This is a genomic window from Gordonia sp. JH63 (genome assembly GCF_009856645.1).
Lineage (GTDB): Bacteria > Actinomycetota > Actinomycetes > Mycobacteriales > Mycobacteriaceae > Gordonia > Gordonia hongkongensis.
The window spans coordinates 3,010,116-3,029,923 of record NZ_CP047235.1 but is presented as its reverse complement, the minus strand read 5'-3'; the positions used below and the strand labels follow the sequence as shown (position 1 = coordinate 3,029,923).

General features: G+C 65.4%; 10 protein-coding genes and 3 rRNA genes. All 13 read left to right on the top strand.

What is annotated here, in order from left to right:
• The first annotated feature begins 90 nt into the window (after positions 1 to 90).
• A complete protein-coding gene (locus tag GR168_RS13615) occupies positions 91 to 1,290 on the top strand; it encodes an argininosuccinate synthase (protein ID WP_058253842.1) in 1,200 nt (399 codons plus the stop codon).
• Positions 1,287 to 2,759, top strand: coding sequence for an argininosuccinate lyase (argH, locus tag GR168_RS13610; RefSeq protein ID WP_058253841.1), 1,473 nt, complete (start codon positions 1,287 to 1,289; stop codon positions 2,757 to 2,759). The genes GR168_RS13615 and argH overlap by 4 nt, the downstream gene beginning before the upstream one ends.
• Positions 2,760 to 2,854: 95 nt before the next feature.
• Positions 2,855 to 5,851: an AMP-binding protein gene (locus GR168_RS13605; protein ID WP_159370964.1), complete on the top strand. Its 2,997-nt coding sequence runs from the start codon at positions 2,855 to 2,857 to the stop codon at positions 5,849 to 5,851.
• Positions 5,852 to 5,856: 5 nt separating this feature from the next.
• On the top strand, positions 5,857 to 6,078 hold the full coding sequence (locus tag GR168_RS13600) for a Trm112 family protein (protein ID WP_058253839.1): 222 nt from the start codon (positions 5,857 to 5,859) through the stop codon (positions 6,076 to 6,078).
• Between the two features lie 59 nt (positions 6,079 to 6,137).
• Positions 6,138 to 7,472 (top strand): tyrosine--tRNA ligase, encoded by a 1,335-nt coding sequence (gene tyrS / locus GR168_RS13595; protein ID WP_137810669.1) that lies wholly within the window; start codon positions 6,138 to 6,140, stop codon positions 7,470 to 7,472.
• A gap of 442 nt (positions 7,473 to 7,914) precedes the next feature.
• Positions 7,915 to 9,437 (top strand): 16S ribosomal RNA (locus GR168_RS13590).
• Between the two features lie 425 nt (positions 9,438 to 9,862).
• Positions 9,863 to 12,998 (top strand): 23S ribosomal RNA (locus tag GR168_RS13585).
• 189 nt (positions 12,999 to 13,187) lie between these two features.
• Positions 13,188 to 13,304: ribosomal RNA gene (gene rrf, locus GR168_RS13580) — 5S ribosomal RNA — on the top strand.
• Together the 16S, 23S and 5S rRNA genes form the textbook arrangement of a ribosomal RNA operon.
• Positions 13,305 to 13,436: 132 nt before the next feature.
• A complete protein-coding gene (locus tag GR168_RS13575) occupies positions 13,437 to 15,638 on the top strand; it encodes an HAD-IIA family hydrolase (protein ID WP_159370963.1) in 2,202 nt (733 codons plus the stop codon).
• A gap of 11 nt (positions 15,639 to 15,649) precedes the next feature.
• Positions 15,650 to 15,940, top strand: a complete 291-nt coding sequence (locus tag GR168_RS13570) for a hypothetical protein (protein ID WP_159370962.1) — start codon at positions 15,650 to 15,652, stop codon at positions 15,938 to 15,940.
• 52 nt (positions 15,941 to 15,992) lie between these two features.
• The gene (locus GR168_RS13565; protein ID WP_159371929.1) at positions 15,993 to 16,880 is read left to right on the top strand and encodes a TlyA family RNA methyltransferase; all 888 of its coding nucleotides are present in this window, start codon (positions 15,993 to 15,995) and stop codon (positions 16,878 to 16,880) included.
• A 70-nt stretch (positions 16,881 to 16,950) separates the two neighbouring features.
• Positions 16,951 to 17,970, top strand: coding sequence for an NAD kinase (locus tag GR168_RS13560; RefSeq protein ID WP_058253151.1), 1,020 nt, complete (start codon positions 16,951 to 16,953; stop codon positions 17,968 to 17,970).
• Between the two features lie 2 nt (positions 17,971 to 17,972).
• Entirely contained in the window at positions 17,973 to 19,727 is a 1,755-nt protein-coding gene (gene recN / locus GR168_RS13555) for a DNA repair protein RecN (RefSeq protein WP_159370961.1), read from the top strand.
• Positions 19,728 to 19,808 lie beyond the last annotated feature (81 nt).

Sequence of the window (19,808 nt, the reverse complement as noted above, 5' to 3'; positions counted from 1 at the left end):
GATGCCGCCAACCGGATACCCGGGCGGTGTCGTCGGAACACCGGGGCCGATGATGGACTCGGTCATCGCGCAGAACAGGAGCTTCACCTCATGGCAGAACGTGTCGTACTCGCATACTCGGGCGGCCTGGACACCTCGGTCGCGATCAGCTGGATCCAGAAGGAGACCGGCAAAGAGGTCGTCGCCGTGGCACTCGACCTCGGTCAGGGCGGCGAGGACATGGAGGTCATCCGCCAGCGCGCACTCGACTGCGGCGCGGTCGAGGCCGTCGTGGTCGATGCCCGCGACGAGTTCGCCGACGAGTACTGCCTCGGCGCGATCACCTCGAATGCGCTCTACATGGATCGTTATCCGCTCGTCTCGGCGCTGTCGCGCCCGCTGATCGCCAAGCACCTGGTCACCGCCGCCCGTGATCACGGAGGCACCGTCGTCGCCCACGGATGCACCGGCAAGGGCAACGACCAGGTCCGCTTCGAAGTCGGTTTCGCCACCCTGGCGCCCGATCTGCAGGTGCTCGCGCCGGTCCGCGACTACGCCTGGACCCGCGAGAAGGCGATCGCCTTCGCCGGGGAGAACGACATCCCGATCAACGTGACCAAGAAGTCGCCGTTCTCGATTGACCAGAACGTGTGGGGACGCGCCGTCGAGACCGGCTTCCTCGAGGACCTGTGGAACGCGCCGACCAAGGACGTCTACGACTACACCGAAGACCCCACCGTCAACTGGAACTCGCCTGACGAGGTCATCATCGGCTTCGACAAGGGCCGCCCGGTCAGCATCGACGGCCGCCCGGTGAGCGTTCTCGAGGCGATCCAGGAACTCAACCGTCGGGCCGGCGCCCAGGGCGTCGGACGCCTCGACGTGGTCGAGGACCGCCTGGTGGGCATCAAGAGCCGCGAGGTCTACGAGGCGCCCGGCGCCATGGTTCTCATCCGCGCACACGAAGAACTCGAGCACGTGACCATCGAGCGCGAGCTCGGCCGCTACAAGCGCGGCACCGACCAGAAGTGGGCCGAGCTGGTGTACGACGGTCTCTGGTTCTCGCCGCTGAAGCGGTCGCTGGACGCGTTCGTCGCCTCCACGCAGGAGCACGTGACCGGCGAGATCCGGCTGACCCTGCACGGCGGCACGATCGCCGCGACCGGCCGCCGCAGCTCGGAGTCGCTCTACGACTTCAACCTCGCGACCTACGACGAGGGCGACACCTTCGATCAGTCCGCGGCCCGCGGCTTCGTCGAGCTGCACGGCCTGTCGTCGAAGATCGCCGCGAAGCGGGACCTGAATCTGTGAGTGCGGGCACCGGCGGCGGCAGCGGCCCGGAGACCGGCGGGACGACCAACCAGGGTTCGCTCTGGGGCGGTCGCTTCGCCGGTGGACCGGCGGAGGCGATGGCCGCGCTGAGCAAGTCGACCCATTTCGACTGGGCCCTGGCCCCGTTCGACATCGAGGCGTCCAAAGCGCATGCACGGGTGCTGAACAAGGCCGGGCTGCTCACCGCCGAGGACCTCACCGGCATGCTCGACGGGCTCGATCGCCTGGCCGCCGATGTCGCCGACGGCAGCTTCGGGCCGGCCGAGTCCGACGAGGACGTCCACGGCGCCCTCGAGCGTGGCCTGATCGAGCGCGTCGGTCCCGAACTCGGGGGCCGGTTACGCGCGGGGCGCTCACGCAACGACCAGGTCGCGACCCTGTTCCGGATGTGGCTGCGCGCCGCCATGCGGCGGGTCGCGTTGGGCCTGCTCGACGTCGTCGACGCGCTCACCGCACAGGCGGCGGCCCATCCCGACGCGATCATGCCGGGCAAGACGCACCTGCAGGCCGCACAGCCGGTCCTGCTGGGGCACCATCTGCTGGCGCACGCGCAACCACTCCTGCGCGACATCGACCGGCTCGCCGACGCGGATCGTCGAACCGCGGTGTCGCCCTACGGTTCCGGCGCCCTGGCCGGCTCCTCCCTGGGCCTCGATCCGGCGGCGATCGCCGCCGACCTGGGCTTCGACGCACCCGCGGAGAACTCGATCGACGCCACCTCATCGCGCGACTTCGCTGCGGAGGCCGCGTTCGTCTTCGCGATGATCGCAGTCGACCTCTCCCGGTTGTCCGAAGAGGTGATCATCTGGAGCACACCGGAATTCGGCTACGTGACGCTGGCCGACGCGTGGTCCACCGGCAGCTCGATCATGCCGCAGAAGAAGAACCCGGACGTCGCCGAACTGATGCGCGGCAAGGCCGGTCGTCTCATCGGCGACCTCACCGGATTGCTCGCCACACTGAAGGCGCAGCCGCTGGCGTACAACCGGGACCTGCAGGAGGACAAGGAACCGGTCTTCGACGCGGTGGCCCAACTGGAGCTGCTGCTGCCCGCGGTGACCGGCCTGGTCGCCACGCTGGAGTTTCACACCGATCGCATGGCGGAACTCGCGCCGGCGGGTTTCACCCTGGCCACCGACATCGCCGAATGGATGGTCCGACAGGGCGTGCCGTTCCGGGTGGCGCACGAGGCCGCGGGTGCGTGTGTCCGCGAGGCCGAGTCCCGGGGCGTCGGCCTGGACGAACTCGACGACGCGACGCTGGCCGGTGTCCATCCGGCGCTGACGCCGGCGGTGCGTGACGTCCTGACCGTCCGCGGTTCGGTCGAGTCGCGCAACGCGCACGGCGGCACCGCACCCGGACAGGTCCGGCGGCAGATCGACGTCGTCACGGCCCAGACCGCCGATCTCCGGACACGCTGGACCGCTGGGCACGGCGGGCGCCACTGATCCCGGACGACTGGGTACAGTGACCTGTGTCACCGACGCCGCGTCAATCAACGCGCTGGTGAGGCCGGTACACCGACGACGGGAGGATCGACACGATGGCGGTGTGGGACGGGGGCCCCGATCTCGTGGGGGTGGTCGGCAGGGTGTTGGCCACTGCGCAGAACGGCCTCGAGGTGCTGCGGTTCGGTGGACTGGAGACCGGCACCGAACCGGCGCCCTTCGCGGTCGTCGAGACACACAAGATGTTCCGGCTGCGTCGGTATTTCCCGAACGATCCGTCGACCGGTCCGAACATCGTCCTGGTGCCGCCGATGATGGTGTCGGCCAACGTCTATGACGTCACCGAGCACAACGGTGCGGTGTCGATTCTGCACCGCAACGGCATCACGCCGTGGGTCGTCGACTTCGGTTCACCCGACTCCGAAGAAGGCGGGATGGAACGCAATCTCGCCGACCACGTGGTCGCGATCAGCCACGCGATCGACCTGATCGTCGAGGCGACCGGCCGTGATATCCACCTCGCCGGGTATTCGCAGGGCGGGATGTTCGCCTACCAGACCGCGGCCTACCGCCGGTCCAAGGGGATCGCGAGTCTGATCACGTTCGGCAGCCCCGTCGACGTCCTCGCCGCACTGCCCCTGGGGCTGCCCGCGGGACTGGTGGCCCCGGCGGCCGAGTTCCTGGCCGACAAGGCGTTCTCACGCAACCTCTGGGTGCGGGATTGGATGGCGCGCACCGGCTTCCAGCTCCTGGATCCGGTGAAGACGGTGCGCAGCCGCATCGACTTCCTGCGCCGTCTGCACGATCGTGAGGCGCTGCTGCCACGGGAGGACCAGCGCCGCTTCCTGGAGGCCGACGGCTGGGTCGCATGGTCCGGCCCGGCGATCGCGGAGCTGCTCCGGCAGTTCGTGGCGCACAACCGCATGGTCTCCGGCGGCTTCGTGATCAACGGCGATCTGGTGTCCCTCGCCGAGATCACCTGCCCGGTGCTCGCGTTCGTGGGCGATGCCGACGACATCGGGCAACCGGCGGCGGTACGGGGCATTGTCCGCGCCGCGCCCGACGCGGAGGTGTACGAATCCACCTTGCCGGCCGGACATTTCGGACTCGTGGTCGGTAGCGCGGCCGGTGAACACACCTGGCCGACGACCTCCGACTGGGTGAACTGGCTCTCCGACAACGGTCCGCGGCCCGAACTCGTCTCCGAGATGTCGCTCGTCGAGCCGGGTCACGGCGGCGGGGTCAGCCTGTCGTCGCGACTCACGCACGGGGTGGGGTCGGTGGCCGACGCCGGCACCGCCGCCTCGCGCGAATTGCTCGGCCTGGCCAACTCCCTGCAGCGCACCTCGCGAGCCGTCGCCTCGGAGTCGGTGCGGACCGTCCCGCGATTGTTCCGGCTGGGACAGATCCAGAGCGGGACGCGCATTTCCCTGTCGAAGCTGATGGCCGAGAACACCAAGCGCGGCGGCGACAAGGAACTGTTCCTCTTCGAGAACCGTGTGCTCACCCACGCCCAGGTGAACACGCGTATCGACAACGTGGTCGCCGGGCTGGTCGACTGCTGCATCCGCCCCGGCCAGCACATCGGCGTCCTGATGGACACCCGGCCGAGCGCCCTGGTCGTCATCGCGGCGCTCTCGCGTCTGGGCGCGGTGGCGGTGCTGCTCGCCGCGGACGCCGACGTCCGCGAGATGATGCGGCTCGCCGACAGCTCGGTCATCGTCACCGACCCCACCAATCTCGATCTCGCCAGTACCGCCTCCGACCGCGTCCTGGTACTCGGCGGCGGCAGTGGCGACTCCCGGGCGATCGACGGTGCGGACGGCACGTCGATCGTCGACATGGAACGCATCGATCCCGACGAAGTCGTGATGCCGACCTGGTACCGGCCCGACCCCGGTCTCGCGGGCGACCTCGCGTTCATCCTGTTCAGCCGGGCTTACGGCAAGCTCGTCCCGTGGCCGGTGACCAACCACCGGTTCGCGATGTCGGCCTTCGGCGCCGCGGCCGCGGCGGCGCTCACCGACCGCGACACCGTGTACTGCCTGCCGCCGCTGCACCACGCGTCGGGGCTGCTCACGACCCTGGGGGCGACGGTGGTCGGGCGGTCGAGGATCGCGCTGTCGAACGGCATCGATCCCAAGAACTTCGCCGTCGAGGTGCAGCGCTACGGCATCACCGTCGTGTCCTACACCTGGTCGATGCTCAGCGGCATCGTTCGCGACCCCGACTTCCACATCAACCAGCACAACCCGATCCGGTTGTTCATGGGCTCGGGTATGTCGGCGGGACTCTGGGAGGACGTGTGCTCGAGTTTCCCCCGCGCGCGCATCCTCGAGTTCTTCGCGACCGCCGACGGCTCGGCGATCCTCGCGAACGTCTCCGGGGACAAGTTGTCCTCCGTCGGCCGGCCGCTGCCGGAGACGAACCCGGTCGAGGTCGCGGCCTACGACATCGTCGGCGACCGGTTGCTCATCGACGACTCGGGCTTCGTCCGCCGGGCGGAGACGGGGGAGCCCGGTCTGCTCCTCGCCAAGGCCAAGCACAAGTTCGACACCAACGGGACGGTGCTCCGCGACGTCTTCACGACGCGTGATCGGTGGGAGGTGTCGGGTCACTTGTTCGTGCGCGACGCCGACGGCGACCTGTACTTCCTCGGAGCGACCGACCGCGTGCTCCGGACCGCGGACGGCCCGGTGTTCATCCCCCCGATCGCCCACGCCCTGTCCCGACTGAAGAGCGTCGACCAGGTCGTCGTCTACGGGGTCGGCGAACCCGGGCGCCAGGTCGTCGTCGCGGCGATGACCCTCCGGCCCGGGGTCACGCCGGACTCGCTCACGGTCACACAACTGCGGATCGCGCTGGGGGAGTACCGGGCCGAAGAGCGCCCTCATCTCGTCCACGTCGTCGACGACATCCCGCAGTCGGCGTCGTTCCGCCCGCTCAGCACCGGTCTGGTCGAGGACGGACTTCCGAAACCGGGTGCGCGCGTCTGGTATCGCGACGACGAAGGGCGCTATCGCAGGTACACGAGGACCGTGGCGGAGAAGCTGGACTGGAGCGGGTCCTCGACGCGCAATGCCCTAGGCTGATCCGGGTGACGACACGCGCTGAGGCCATCGACCCGATCGTGCGCGAACGCCTGGCCTGCCCGCAGGACCACGGTCCGCTGGTCGACGCCGGCGACGAGCTCTACAACCCGCGGCTGCATGTCGCCTACCGCATCGACTCCGACGGCATCCCGGTGATGCTCGTCGACGAGGCGCGCACGGTCGACGACGCCGAGCACGAGCGCATCGTCGGTTCTCAGCCGGAGTAGCCCGCCAACGGGAGTCACCTCGACCGCACCTCGATCTCGTCGGATGACAAGATCGAGGGGTGAGTGCTGACAACGTCGAACCCCCCCGACCGGCCGAGTCCTCCCGGCCGACTGCCGTCCCCGCCACCGTCGACATCCTCGACGAACTGCAATGGCGCGGGCTGATCGCCCAGTCCACAGACCTCGGTGCACTGGGGGAGGCGCTCGCGAACGGACCGGTCACGTTGTACGCGGGCTTCGACCCGACGGCGGCGAGTCTGCACGCCGGCCACCTCGTCCCGTTGCTGACCCTCAAGCGTTTCCAGTTGGCGGGTCATCGTCCGATCGTCCTCGCAGGTGGTGCCACCGGTCTGATCGGTGATCCCCGCGAGGTGGGGGAGCGGACGATGAACTCGGCGGACACCGTCGCCGAGTGGGCCGCGCGTATCGATGCGCAGCTTCGGCGGTTCGTCGACATCGACGACACCCCTACGGGCGCCGTGGTGGTGAACAACCTGGACTGGACCGGCAAGCTGTCGGCGGTCGAGTTCCTCCGCGACCTGGGTAAGCACTTCTCGGTGAACGTGATGCTCGCGCGCGACACGGTGAAGCGACGCCTCGAGGCCGACGGCATGAGCTACGCGGAGTTCAGCTACCTGCTCCTGCAGTCGAACGATTTCGTGGAACTGAACCGCCGGTACGGATGTGTGCTGCAGATCGGTGGTTCCGACCAGTGGGGCAACATCGTGGGCGGCGTGGATCTGGCCCGTCGACTCGACGGCTCGGCACTGCACGGGATGACGGTTCCGCTCGTGACCTCGTCGGATGGCAAGAAGTTCGGCAAGTCCACGGGTGGGGGCAGTCTGTGGCTCGACCCGGAACTGACGAGCCCCTACTCTTGGTACCAGTACTTCGTGAACACGGCGGACGCCGATGTCATCCGTTACCTGCGCTGGTTCACCTTCCTGGGGCGCGAGGAGATCGACGAACTCGAACGTGCCACCGCCGAGACCCCGCACCTGCGGCGCGCACAGCGCACACTCGCCGCCGAGATGACGACCCTCATCCACGGTCAGGCCAACACCGATGCGGTCCAACTGGCCAGCCAGGCACTGTTCGGTCGGGCCGAGCTCGATGAACTCGACGAGGCGACCCTCGCGGCCGCAGTCGGGGAGACCTCGATCGCCGAATACGGCGAGGCCCGTCCGACGATCATCGAGTTGCTGGTCGACACGAAGCTGTCGGAGTCCAACAAGGCTGCTCGCCGTGCAGTGTCCGAGGGCGGCGCGTACGTGAACAACACCAAGATCACCGACCCGGAGTGGCAGCCGGCCGACGCCGATCTGCTCCACGGGCGGTGGTTGGTGGTGCGTCGCGGCAAGAAGAGTTTCGCCGGCGCCAGACTAGGCCTCTGACCTGGCGATTTGACGCGTTGTTCGCGCCTGTGTAACTTAATCGACGCACCGCAGAGAGCAACTCCCCCGGAGCCGCAAGCCCCGGGGAAGTAACAGTGCCCGAGCCACTCGCTCAGGCCGCCTGTGCGGGCCACTCCCGAGAACAAGATCGCGAGAATTTTTCGCGCTCTGGGAGGGCTCATCGGAGCCGGCTTCACATCGAAGGCGTCTGGTGGGTGTGTGTTCTTTGAGAACTCGATAGTGTGTTGGTGGATTGTTTGATGCCATATTTTGGTGTCAGATGGTTTGCTTGGATGATGTGTCCGCGGCCTTGATGTCGCGTGACGCTGATGAGTTTATTTTTTGATGCCAGTTTTTTTGAGGATTATTTTGGTCAGGTTTTGCTTTCCTGATTGTGTTGAAACGCCGGCCTTTTTTGGGGTTGGTTTTGTTTCACTGTTTTTTCATGGAGAGTTTGATCCTGGCTCAGGACGAACGCTGGCGGCGTGCTTAACACATGCAAGTCGAACGGAAAGGCCCAGCTTGCTGGGTACTCGAGTGGCGAACGGGTGAGTAACACGTGGGTGATCTGCCCTGCACTCTGGGATAAGCCTGGGAAACTGGGTCTAATACCGGATATGACCAACTGTCGCATGGTGGTTGGTGGAAAGCTTTTGCGGTGTGGGATGGGCCCGCGGCCTATCAGCTTGTTGGTGGGGTAATGGCCTACCAAGGCGACGACGGGTAGCCGACCTGAGAGGGTGATCGGCCACACTGGGACTGAGACACGGCCCAGACTCCTACGGGAGGCAGCAGTGGGGAATATTGCACAATGGGCGCAAGCCTGATGCAGCGACGCCGCGTGAGGGATGACGGCCTTCGGGTTGTAAACCTCTTTCACCAGGGACGAAGCGTGAGTGACGGTACCTGGAGAAGAAGCACCGGCCAACTACGTGCCAGCAGCCGCGGTAATACGTAGGGTGCGAGCGTTGTCCGGAATTACTGGGCGTAAAGAGCTCGTAGGCGGTTTGTCGCGTCGTCTGTGAAATTCTGCAACTCAATTGCAGGCGTGCAGGCGATACGGGCAGACTTGAGTACTACAGGGGAGACTGGAATTCCTGGTGTAGCGGTGAAATGCGCAGATATCAGGAGGAACACCGGTGGCGAAGGCGGGTCTCTGGGTAGTAACTGACGCTGAGGAGCGAAAGCGTGGGTAGCGAACAGGATTAGATACCCTGGTAGTCCACGCCGTAAACGGTGGGTACTAGGTGTGGGTTCCTTTTCACGGGATCCGTGCCGTAGCTAACGCATTAAGTACCCCGCCTGGGGAGTACGGCCGCAAGGCTAAAACTCAAAGGAATTGACGGGGGCCCGCACAAGCGGCGGAGCATGTGGATTAATTCGATGCAACGCGAAGAACCTTACCTGGGTTTGACATACACCAGACGCGGCTAGAGATAGTCGTTCCCTTGTGGTTGGTGTACAGGTGGTGCATGGCTGTCGTCAGCTCGTGTCGTGAGATGTTGGGTTAAGTCCCGCAACGAGCGCAACCCTTGTCCTGTATTGCCAGCGGGTTATGCCGGGGACTTGCAGGAGACTGCCGGGGTCAACTCGGAGGAAGGTGGGGATGACGTCAAGTCATCATGCCCCTTATGTCCAGGGCTTCACACATGCTACAATGGCTGGTACAGAGGGCTGCGATACCGTGAGGTGGAGCGAATCCCTTAAAGCCAGTCTCAGTTCGGATTGGGGTCTGCAACTCGACCCCATGAAGTCGGAGTCGCTAGTAATCGCAGATCAGCAACGCTGCGGTGAATACGTTCCCGGGCCTTGTACACACCGCCCGTCACGTCATGAAAGTCGGTAACACCCGAAGCCGGTGGCCTAACCCCTTGTGGGAGGGGGCTGTCGAAGGTGGGATCGGCGATTGGGACGAAGTCGTAACAAGGTAGCCGTACCGGAAGGTGCGGCTGGATCACCTCCTTTCTAAGGAGCACACAACAACACGTGTTTCAGCAGGCGTTTGTTCTGCGGCGCGTGTGTGTTCGAGGGTGAAACATCAAACACGCCACGCAAGGTGCCGGCCTCATATGGGCGGGCGCTGGTGGTGAGCTTGCCGGGTGACTGGCTCGCTGCTCCCAACACACTATCGGGGTTCTGAGAGAACACACGTTTTCTCTGAGCTGGTCATCGTGAGGTCGTGCTGATGCATCGTGTGATGGGGTGTGGAGCGGCCAAGTGGTGATCGGCGTGTGTTGTTTGAGAAGTGCATAGTGGATGCGAGCATCTTTATTTCAAACCAATGCTCCAACGTTGTTGGGGTGCTGGTCTGTGATTTAGCAGATAATGTTTTGAGTGTTTGTGTGATGTCTACATTCGATCCTCCTTGTGGGGGTTGTTTGTAGGTGTTGTTGTAAGTGTGTAAGGGCGTTCGGTGGATGCCTTGGTACCAGGAGCCGATGAAGGACGTGGTAGGCCGCGATAGTCCTCGGGGAGTTGTCAAACGAGCTGTGATCCGAGGGTGTCCGAATGGGGAAACCCAGCACGAGTGATGTCGTGTTACCACCAGCTGAATGTATAGGCTGTGTGGGGGGAACGTGGGGAAGTGAAACATCTCAGTACCCATAGGAAGAGAAAACAATTGTGATTCCGTGAGTAGTGGCGAGCGAAAGCGGAGGAGGCTAAACCATGCGCATGTGATACCGGGTAGGGGTTGTGTGTGTGGGGTTGTGGGGTTCGTCTTCTTCCATCTGCCTGTGGAAGCGTGAGTCAAAAAGCTGTGTGTTAGGTGAAGTGGCCTGGAATGGTCTGCCGTAGTCGGTGAGAGTCCGGTAGCTGAAAACACATGGTCTTGCGTGACGGTGTCCCCAAGTAGCAGCGGGCTCGTGGAATCTGCTGTGAATCTGCCGGGACCACCCGGTAAGCCTGAATACTTCCTGGTGACCGATAGCGGACTAGTACCGTGAGGGAAAGGTGAAAAGTACCCCGGGAGGGGAGTGAAATAGTACCTGAAACCGGACGCTTACAATCCGTCAAAGCCTGTGAGTCCTTGTGGCTGCGGGTGATGGCGTGCCTTTTGAAGAATGAGCCTGCGAGTTAGTGCTCGGTGGCGAGGTTAACCCGTGTGGGGTAGCCGTAGCGAAAGCGAGTCTGAATAGGGCGTTTGAGTCGCCGGGTCTAGACCCGAAGCGGAGTGATCTACCCATGGCCAGGGTGAAGCGTCGGTAAGACGTCGTGGAGGCCCGAACCCACTTCAGTTGAAAATGGAGGGGATGAGTTGTGGGTAGGGGTGAAAGGCCAATCAAACTCCGTGATAGCTGGTTCTCCCCGAAATGCATTTAGGTGCAGCGTCACATGTTTCTTACTGGAGGTAGAGCTACTGGATGGCCGATGGGCCCCACAGGGTTACTGACGTCAGCCAAACTCCGAATGCCGGTAAGTGAGAGTGTGGCAGTGAGACTGCGGGCGATAAGGTTCGTAGTCGAGAGGGAAACAGCCCAGATCGCCGGCTAAGGCCCCTAAGCGTGTACTAAGTGGAAAAGGATGTGGGGTCGCGAAGACAACCAGGAGGTTGGCTTAGAAGCAGCCACCCTTGAAAGAGTGCGTAATAGCTCACTGGTCAAGTGATCCTGCGCCGACAATGTAGCGGGGCTCAAGTACACCGCCGAAGCCGCGGCACTCCACCATGACATCCGCAGAGGTTTACGGACTTCTGTGTAGTGGGTGGGGTGGGTAGGGGAGCGTCCTGCATCCGTGGAAGCGCCGGAGTGATCCAGGTGTGGAGGGTGTGGGAGTGAGAATGCAGGCATGAGTAGCGAAAGCAGAGTGAGAAACTCTGCCGCCGAATGACCAAGGGTTCCTGGGCCAGGCTAATCCGCCCAGGGTGAGTCGGGACCTAAGGCGAGGCCGACAGGCGTAGTCGATGGACAACGGGTTGATATTCCCGTACCCGTGTATCCGCGCCCATGCTGAATCAGTTGTACTAACCATCCTGATCCCCCGGGAGCACCTTCGGGTGCCGAGTGGGGTGATGCATGGGACCTTGGCTGGTAGTAGGCAAGCGATGGGGTGACGCAGGAAGGTAGTGGGGCCAGTCAGTGGTTGTACTGGTGTAAGCCTGTAGGGCGAGTGATAGGCAAATCCGTCACTCACATAGCCTGAGAGGTGATGCGTAGCCGTTGTGGCGAATTCCATGATCCTATGCTGCCGAGAAAAGCCTCTAGTGAGTTGGTACACGGCCCGTACCCCAAACCAACACAGGTGGTCAGGTAGAGAATACTAAGGCGATCGAGAGAACTGTGGTTAAGGAACTCGGCAAAATGCCCCCGTAACTTCGGGAGAAGGGGGACCCATCCTGGTGACGATCTTTTCGGTCTGAGCTGGTGTGGGTCGCAGAGACCAGAGAGAAGCGACTGTTTACTAAAAACACAGGTCCGTGCGAAGTCGTAAGACGATGTATACGGACTGACGCCTGCCCGGTGCTGGAAGGTTAAGAGGACCGGTTAATCACCTTCGGGTGGTGAAGCTGAGAATTTAAGCCCCAGTAAACGGCGGTGGTAACTATAACCATCCTAAGGTAGCGAAATTCCTTGTCGGGTAAGTTCCGACCTGCACGAATGGCGTAACGACTTCTCTGCTGTCTCAACCACAGACTCGGCGAAATTGCAGTACGAGTAAAGATGCTCGTTACGCGCGGCAGGACGAAAAGACCCCGGGACCTTCACTATAGCTTGGTATTGGTGTTCGGTTCGGTTTGTGTAGGATAGGTGGGAGACTGTGAAGTGGGCACGCCAGTGTTCATGGAGTCGTTGTTGAAATACCACTCTGATCGTATTGGACTTCTAACCTCGGACCCTGATCGGGTTCAGGGACAGTGCCTGGTGGGTAGTTTAACTGGGGCGGTTGCCTCCTAAAAGGTAACGGAGGCGCCCAAAGGTTCCCTCAGCCTGGTTGGCAATCAGGTGTTGAGTGTAAGTGCACAAGGGAGCTTGACTGTGAGACGTACATGTCGAGCAGGGACGAAAGTCGGGACTAGTGATCCGGCACCGGCAAGTGGAAGCGGTGTCGCTCAACGGATAAAAGGTACCCCGGGGATAACAGGCTGATCTTCCCCAAGAGTCCATATCGACGGGATGGTTTGGCACCTCGATGTCGGCTCGTCGCATCCTGGGGCTGGAGTAGGTCCCAAGGGTTGGGCTGTTCGCCCATTAAAGCGGCACGCGAGCTGGGTTTAGAACGTCGTGAGACAGTTCGGTCTCTATCCGCCGCGCGCGTAAGAAACTTGAGGAAACCTGTCCCTAGTACGAGAGGACCGGGACGGACGAACCTCTGGTGTGCCAGTTGTCCCGCCAGGGGCACTGCTGGTTAGCTACGTTCGGAAGGGATAACCGCTGAAAGCATCTAAGCGGGAAGCCTGTTCCAAGATGAGGTTTCTCACCCCCTTCGCGGGGTTAAGGCCCCCCACAGACCATGGGGTTGATAGGCCAGAACTGTACGCACAGCAATGTGTTCAGGTGACTGGTACTAATCGGCCGAGGACTTACCAACAACACCCACAACATCACCAAACCTCAGGTTCGGTTGGTGTTCGCATCCACTATGTACTTCTGAAACAACACACTCCTCCGGGTGGCTTCGCCCCCCCGGACACCCCCCAACAACACCACGGTGTGACGGGGTGGTGAGAGGTGACAAACAAACACACGCACACTACGTGAGCGTGTTGTTTCACAAAGTTACGGCGGCTATAGCGGAGGGGAAACGCCCGGCCCCATTCCGAACCCGGAAGCTAAGCCCTCCAGCGCCAATGGTACTGCACCCTAATCAGTGTGGGAGAGTAGGACACCGCCGAACACAATTTCAGAAAGGCCCCGTATTCGATGATTTCTTTCGTCGGATACGGGGTCTTTCTCGTGTGTCGGTCGCCTGATGCGTCATCGCCGGGCGGCACAACTCAGCAAGGTTCGAGGGCATAGATTGGCAGCTATGAGTGATCGTGATCGTCCGCGCCGCGACGGGCGCGGCCAGCGGGACACACGTGGACAGCGGGATGGCGGTCGAGGTGGCCGGAATGATCGTCCGGGGCGTGACCGCGGATCTGATCGCGGCAGCCGGCAGCCCGGGCCACCGCTACCCGAGGACATCGCGGCGTCGGATCTCGATCCCGAGGTGCGCCGTGATCTGCTGACGCTCGACAAGGCAAACGCCGAGATCGTCGCGCGGCACCTGGTGATGGTGTCGCGCATCCTGCTCGAGGATCCTGTCCAGGCGCTGGAACATGCACGTGCGGCTCGCGCCCGCGCTTCCCGGGTCGGCGTCGTTCGCGAGACGGTCGGCATCGCTGCCTACAACGCGGGCGAGTGGCAGGAGTCGGCGACCGAACTCCGCGCAGCCAAGCGCATCACCGGCAACCCGGCCCTGTTGCCGCTCATCGCCGACTGCGAACGCGGACTCGGGCGCCCCGAGCGTGCCGTCGAGATCGCGCGCGGTGACGAGGGACGGTCACTGACCGGCGACGATGCCACCGAGATGCGGATCGTCGAAGCCGGTGCCCGCATGGACCTCGGTGAACCGGAGAAAGCGGTCGTCACGCTGCAGGCTGAGAACCTCAAGCCCGGGCAGCTCGGTACCGGACCGGCCCGTCTCTTCTATGCATATGCGTCTGCCCTGGAAGCTGCCGGTCGTCGCGACGACGCGATCACCTGGTTCATGAACGCGGCGGCCGCCGACGTCGACGACGTCACCGATGCCGAGTTCCGGCTGACCGAGCTGGCCAACGACGACCAGCCGACCGAGAGTGTGGGAGTGAACGGCGCTGCGCCAGGCGAGCTCGACAGCCCGCTGTCGGTGCCGGCTGTCGAGCGGGACATCGACTCCGATGCGGACCCGATCCCGCCCGCCTCGGCGCCTGCGCCCGATGTCACTCCCGCAATCGACTCACCTGCTGCGTCCGGTGCCATGGAGAACGACACCATCGAGGCGGTTACGGGTACGGCCGACCTGTCACAGACCTCGAATTCGGTGGCGGTGTCAGCCGTTGCCGAGGAAGAGGGAGATGCCGGCGATGACGTGATCGCCGAGTCGACCATCGTGGAAGGGGTGCCCAATCCCCTCGCCACCCTGGACGAGTCGTCGGGAACCGAGTCTGCGGCCGAACCCGCCATCACATCGCCGTCCGATTCCGTGACCCTTGTCGATCGTCACGACGCACTGCTCCTCGACCTCGACGGCACGGTGTTCGCCGGGCACCACGCGCTGCCGAATGCGCTCGATGCCCTCGCCCGGCTGAACATCCCGCGGTTCTTCGTGACCAACAACGCGAGCCGGCGGCCGTCCGAGGTGGCCGCGCACCTGCGTGAGCTGGGGTTCGAGGCGACCGACGACCTCGTCGTCACGAGTGCACAGTCGGGCGCGCGGCTGCTGTCCGAACATCTCGAGCCGGGTTCGCGTGCACTGGTGATCGGTACCGACGGACTCGCGCAGGAAGTCCGCGAGGTCGGTGTCGGGGTGACGCGTAGTGCCGACGACCGACCGGCCGCGGTGATCCAGGGACACTCGCCGGACACCGGTTGGGCGCAACTGTCGGAGGCGGCGCTCGCGATCCGGGCCGGCGCGCTGTGGATCGCGACGAACATCGACGCCACCCTGCCGTCCGAACGGGGCCTGCTCGTGGGGAACGGTTCGATGGTCGCCGCGCTGCGCAACGCGACGGGCAAGGAGCCCATGGTGGCCGGCAAGCCCGCCGCACCGTTGATGGCCGACGCGATCGCGCGTGCTCGGGCGAGTGCGCCGCTCGTGGTCGGGGACCGGCTGGACACCGACATCGAGGGCGGCCATGCCGTCGGTATCGAGAGTGCCCTGGTCCTGACCGGTGTGAGCACGGTCGACGATCTGCTGTCGGCGCCCCCGGAGCAGCGGCCCATCTACGTTCTCGACGACCTCGCCGGCCTGTTCGTCGACATCGACGCCGTGCGGGTGTCCGACCAGCCCGGTTGGGACATCACCGTCGACGGTCCGACCGTGCGGGTCGCCGGTTCCGGCGCGGAGGCGGGACTGGTGCCCGCGCTTGCCGCCGCCACCTGGGCCGCGGTCGATGCGGGGTCCGCTGATCCGGACGACTTGCGGGTGATCGCGGAGGGAGCCGCGAGGACCAAGCTCGAGTCCCTCGGTGTCACAGTCGTCGGCTAGCGTGGTCCACGATGACTCACCCGACCGCCTCCCCGGCTGACCCAGGACCGTCCCGGCCCACGCCGGGAGCGATGCCGCGTCGGCAGTTCGACCCCGTCGCCGACACATTCGCCACCGCCGATGGGGTCGGGGAGCTGCCCGACGTGGAGGCCGAGGTCACCGAGATGCTCGCACAGGTCGACGAGATCCGTGAATCGGCGGGTGACGCCTTCTCGCTGGCGGCGCTCGAACGTCAGGCGGCGCTTCTCGAGCAGGCCCATGACTCGCTCACCGCGGCCCTCGACGCCGTGGACCGACGATGAGACCGGCCTCGGTGCGGAAACCGGAGTCGTCCACGAGGGAGCGGTTCTGACCATGGTCGCCAGAGCACGACTCGATGCCGAACTCGTCCGCCGAGGTCTCGCCCGATCGCGCGAACAGGCGCGTGAGCTCGTCGATGCCGGGTCGGTCCGGGTCAACGGGACCGTCGCGTCGAAGGCGGCCACCGGGGTCACCCGTGACACCCCGATCGTCGTCGACGAGGGTCCGCGAGACGACTGGGCGTCACGAGGCGCGCACAAGCTCCTCGGTGCGCTCGAGGCGTTCGAGCCGGGTGGCCTGACGGTGGAGGGGCGTCGGTGCCTCGACGCCGGCGCATCGACCGGGGGATTCACCGATGTGCTGCTGCGCCGCGGGGCCCGCGAGGTGGTCGCCGCGGACGTCGGATACGGACAACTGATCTGGCGGTTGCAGAACGACGACCGCGTCGTGGTCCACGACCGGACCAACGTCCGGCACCTCGAGCCCGGGTCCATCGGCGGCCCGGTCGACGTCGTGGTCGCCGACCTGTCGTTCATCTCGTTGGGCCTGGTGCTGCCCGCGCTGGCCCGTTGCTGCGCGCCGGGCGCCGACCTGCTGCCGATGGTCAAACCGCAGTTCGAGGTCGGCAAGGACCGGGTGGGGTCGGGCGGCGTGGTCCGCGATCCCGCGCTGCGCGCCGAGGCGGTACTCGGGGTGGCGACCGAGGCCGCCGCGCACGGACTGCGGACGCGCGGTGTGGTGGCGAGCCCGCTGCCGGGGCCGTCCGGGAACGTCGAGTACTTCCTGTGGTTGCACAACGAGCACGTCGACCGGACGGGCGAGGAGTCGGGGTGGGGCGATAGGGTCGACCGGGCGGACTCGACCGACGCGGATCGCCTCGCCGGGTCCACGGACGAACTCCGGGCCATGATCGAACAGGCGGTCGCCGCGGGTCCGCGCTGACCGTCGGGTCCGCGTGTCCGTACCGACACCGCCCTTGTCCCAGACCGCACTTCGATGGAGGGGATCACCAGTGACCGACGATCCGGCACCGGACCACACCGGTGCCCGCGAGTTCCTGGTGGTCGCCCACACCGGACGCGAGAACGTGCTCGAGACCATCGAGGCGATCGCGCGCCACTGCGCGGCCGCCGACGTCGCGCTGCGCGTGGTCGACCACGACACCCTCGACCGCGACGCCCCCGATCACGATGTGCTGTACCGGAACAACGAGGGCGAGTCGCCCCGTCCCCGCAACGTACCGGTCGACCCCGAATACCTGCGGTCGCTCGGCGCGGTCGTCGAGGTCACTACGGCCGAGTCCGCGACGGCAGAGGGCTGCGAACTCGTCATCGTCCTGGGCGGTGACGGCACCTTCCTCCGCGCCGCCGAGCTGGCCTATCCCGCCGAGGTCCCGGTCCTGGGTATCAATCTCGGACACATCGGCTTCCTCGCCGAGGCCGAGGCGCATCGCGTCGACGAGGTCATGACCCAGCTGATCGCCCGGGACTACCGCATCGAACCGCGGATGACCCTCGACATCGCCATCGTGGACCCGGCCGACCCGGACCCGCCGACCGCGTGCAGCTGGGCGCTCAACGAGGTCGCGGTCCTGAACACGAGCAACAACGGTGTCCTCGAGCTCGTGACCGAGGTCGACGGCCGGCCGGTCTCAGCCTTCGGCGCCGACGGAGTGCTGGTGTCGACACCGACCGGATCGACGGCCTACGCGTTCTCCGCCGGCGGGCCGGTGATGTGGCCCGACCTCGAGGCCATCCTGGTCGTGCCGAACAACGCCCACGCCCTGTTCGCCCGGCCGATGGTGACGAGTCCGCGATCGCGGATCGCGGTGGAGGTGGACAAGAACGGGCGGTCCGCGCTGGCGCTGTGCGACGGCCGACGCGCACTCGACGTGCCCGCGGGAGCCCGCGTCGAGGTGGTGCGCAGCGAACGGTCGGTGCGTTGGATCCGGATCGATTCCGACCCCTTCGCCGACCGACTGGTCACCAAGTTCGCCCTCCCGGTCACGGGATGGCGAGGGAGGCAGGCATAGTCGTGCTCGAAGAGATCTCGATCACCGGTCTCGGTGTCATCGAGGAGGCGCAGGCGCGCTTCCATCCGGGATTCACGGTGCTCACCGGCGAGACCGGAGCGGGCAAGACGATGATCGTCACCAGCCTGCACCTGCTGTCCGGTGCCCGCGCCGACGCGACGCGCGTCCGGACCGGCAGCCCCAAGGCAGTCGTCGAGGGCCGGTTCCGGCTCGCGAACAACGGCGGAGCGCACCGGGATCCGGTCGTCGCCGACATCCTGGACTCCACCGGAGCCGAACTCGACGACGACGACACCGTCATCGCGGTCCGGTCGGTCAGCGCCGACGGACGATCCCGCGCCCATCTGGGCGGCCGGTCCGTCCCGGTGGGCGTCATGGGCCAACTCACCACGGCGGTCCTGGCCATCCACGGCCAGAACGACCAGTTGCGGCTCCTCCGCCCCGAACACCAGCGCGCGGCACTCGACACGTTCGCCGGCCCGAAGGCGGCTGCGGCGCTGGACTCATACCGGAAGGCACGAACGGCCTGGGTCGAGGTCCTCGACGAACTCGACGCCCGGCGCGCCAACTACCGGGAACTCGCGCAGGAAGCCGACCGGCTGCGGTTCGGCATCGACGAGATCGCCGCCGTCGATCCGGTGCCCGGCGAGGACGAGGAGCTGACCGCGACGATCCGCCGGCTCTCCGACCTGGAGTCCATCCGTGGTGCCGCCGACCAGGCGCACGCCATCGTCGCCGGGGATTCGGGATCGTCGGTCATCGAAGGACTCGGAACGGTGCGCACGCTGCTGGAGACCGCGGCCGACGACACGCTGCGTGATCTCGTACCGCGCGTCGCCGAGGCGCTCACCGTCATCACCGATGTCGGCGCCGAACTGACCGCCTTCACGTCGGGCCTACCCGCCGACGCCGAGGAGCTCGACAAGTTGCTCGCCCGTCAGGCCGAGCTGAAGACGCTCGTCCGCAAGTACGCGCCGGATGTCGACGGGGTGATCGACTGGCGCCACAAGGCCGAGGCCCGGCTCGCGGAGATCGAGGACCCACGGGCCTCCATCGAGGAGCTCGAGGTTGCCGCGACGGCGGCCCGGGACAAGGTGCAGGCCGCGGCGGACAAGTTGCACACGCTGCGGTCGAAGGCCGCGAAGTCGATGGCCGACAAGGTGTCTCGAGAGCTCAAGGGGCTGGCGATGGGGGACTCGGCGCTGGCGGTCGCGGTCAACCCGGATGCGGCGACGCCCGACGACCGGCTGACCGTCAGCGTCGCGGGCACCGCCGCGCACGCCGGCGCCGACGGCGCGGACAAGGTCGAATTCGCACTTCTCGCTCATCCCGGCGCCACGCCGCTGCCCATCGCGAAATCGGCGTCGGGCGGCGAACTCTCACGGGTCATGCTCGCCCTCGAAGTCGTCCTCGCCGCACCCACCTCGGGATCGGTGATGGTCTTCGACGAGGTCGACGCCGGGGTCGGTGGTCGCGCGGCCGTGGAGATCGGGAAGCGGTTGTCGAGGCTGGCCCGAGCACACCAGGTGATCGTGGTGACCCACCTCCCTCAAGTCGCGGCGTTCGCCGACAACCACCTGGTCATCGGCAAGAGCAAGAAGGGGGCGCTCGTCACCAGCAGTGTGCGCACCCTCGATCGGAGCGAGCGAGTGGCGGAGTTGGCCCGCATGCTCGCGGGCCTGGGGGAGTCCGACACCGGGCGCGCCCACGCCGAGGAACTGCTGGCCACCGCGGAGGCGGAGCGCGCCGCCGACTGAGCACCGCCGACGGTGAAACACGTGGTGCGTGTGTGACAAAAGTTGCTGTTGTTACGGCGCGCCTCCCCGGCTGAGGCGTGC

Bases quoted from the DNA above. Each gene is read 5' to 3' on its own strand.
- GR168_RS13565 (WP_159371929.1), top strand. From the start codon at position 15,993: ATGGTCGCCAGAGCACGACTCGATGCCGAACTCGTCCGCCGAGGTCTC.
- GR168_RS13570 (WP_159370962.1), top strand. From the start codon at position 15,650: ATGACTCACCCGACCGCCTCCCCGGCTGACCCAGGACCGTCCCGGCCC.
- GR168_RS13605 (WP_159370964.1), top strand. From the start codon at position 2,855: ATGGCGGTGTGGGACGGGGGCCCCGATCTCGTGGGGGTGGTCGGCAGG.
- GR168_RS13575 (WP_159370963.1), top strand. From the start codon at position 13,437: ATGAGTGATCGTGATCGTCCGCGCCGCGACGGGCGCGGCCAGCGGGAC.
- GR168_RS13615 (WP_058253842.1), top strand. From the start codon at position 91: ATGGCAGAACGTGTCGTACTCGCATACTCGGGCGGCCTGGACACCTCG.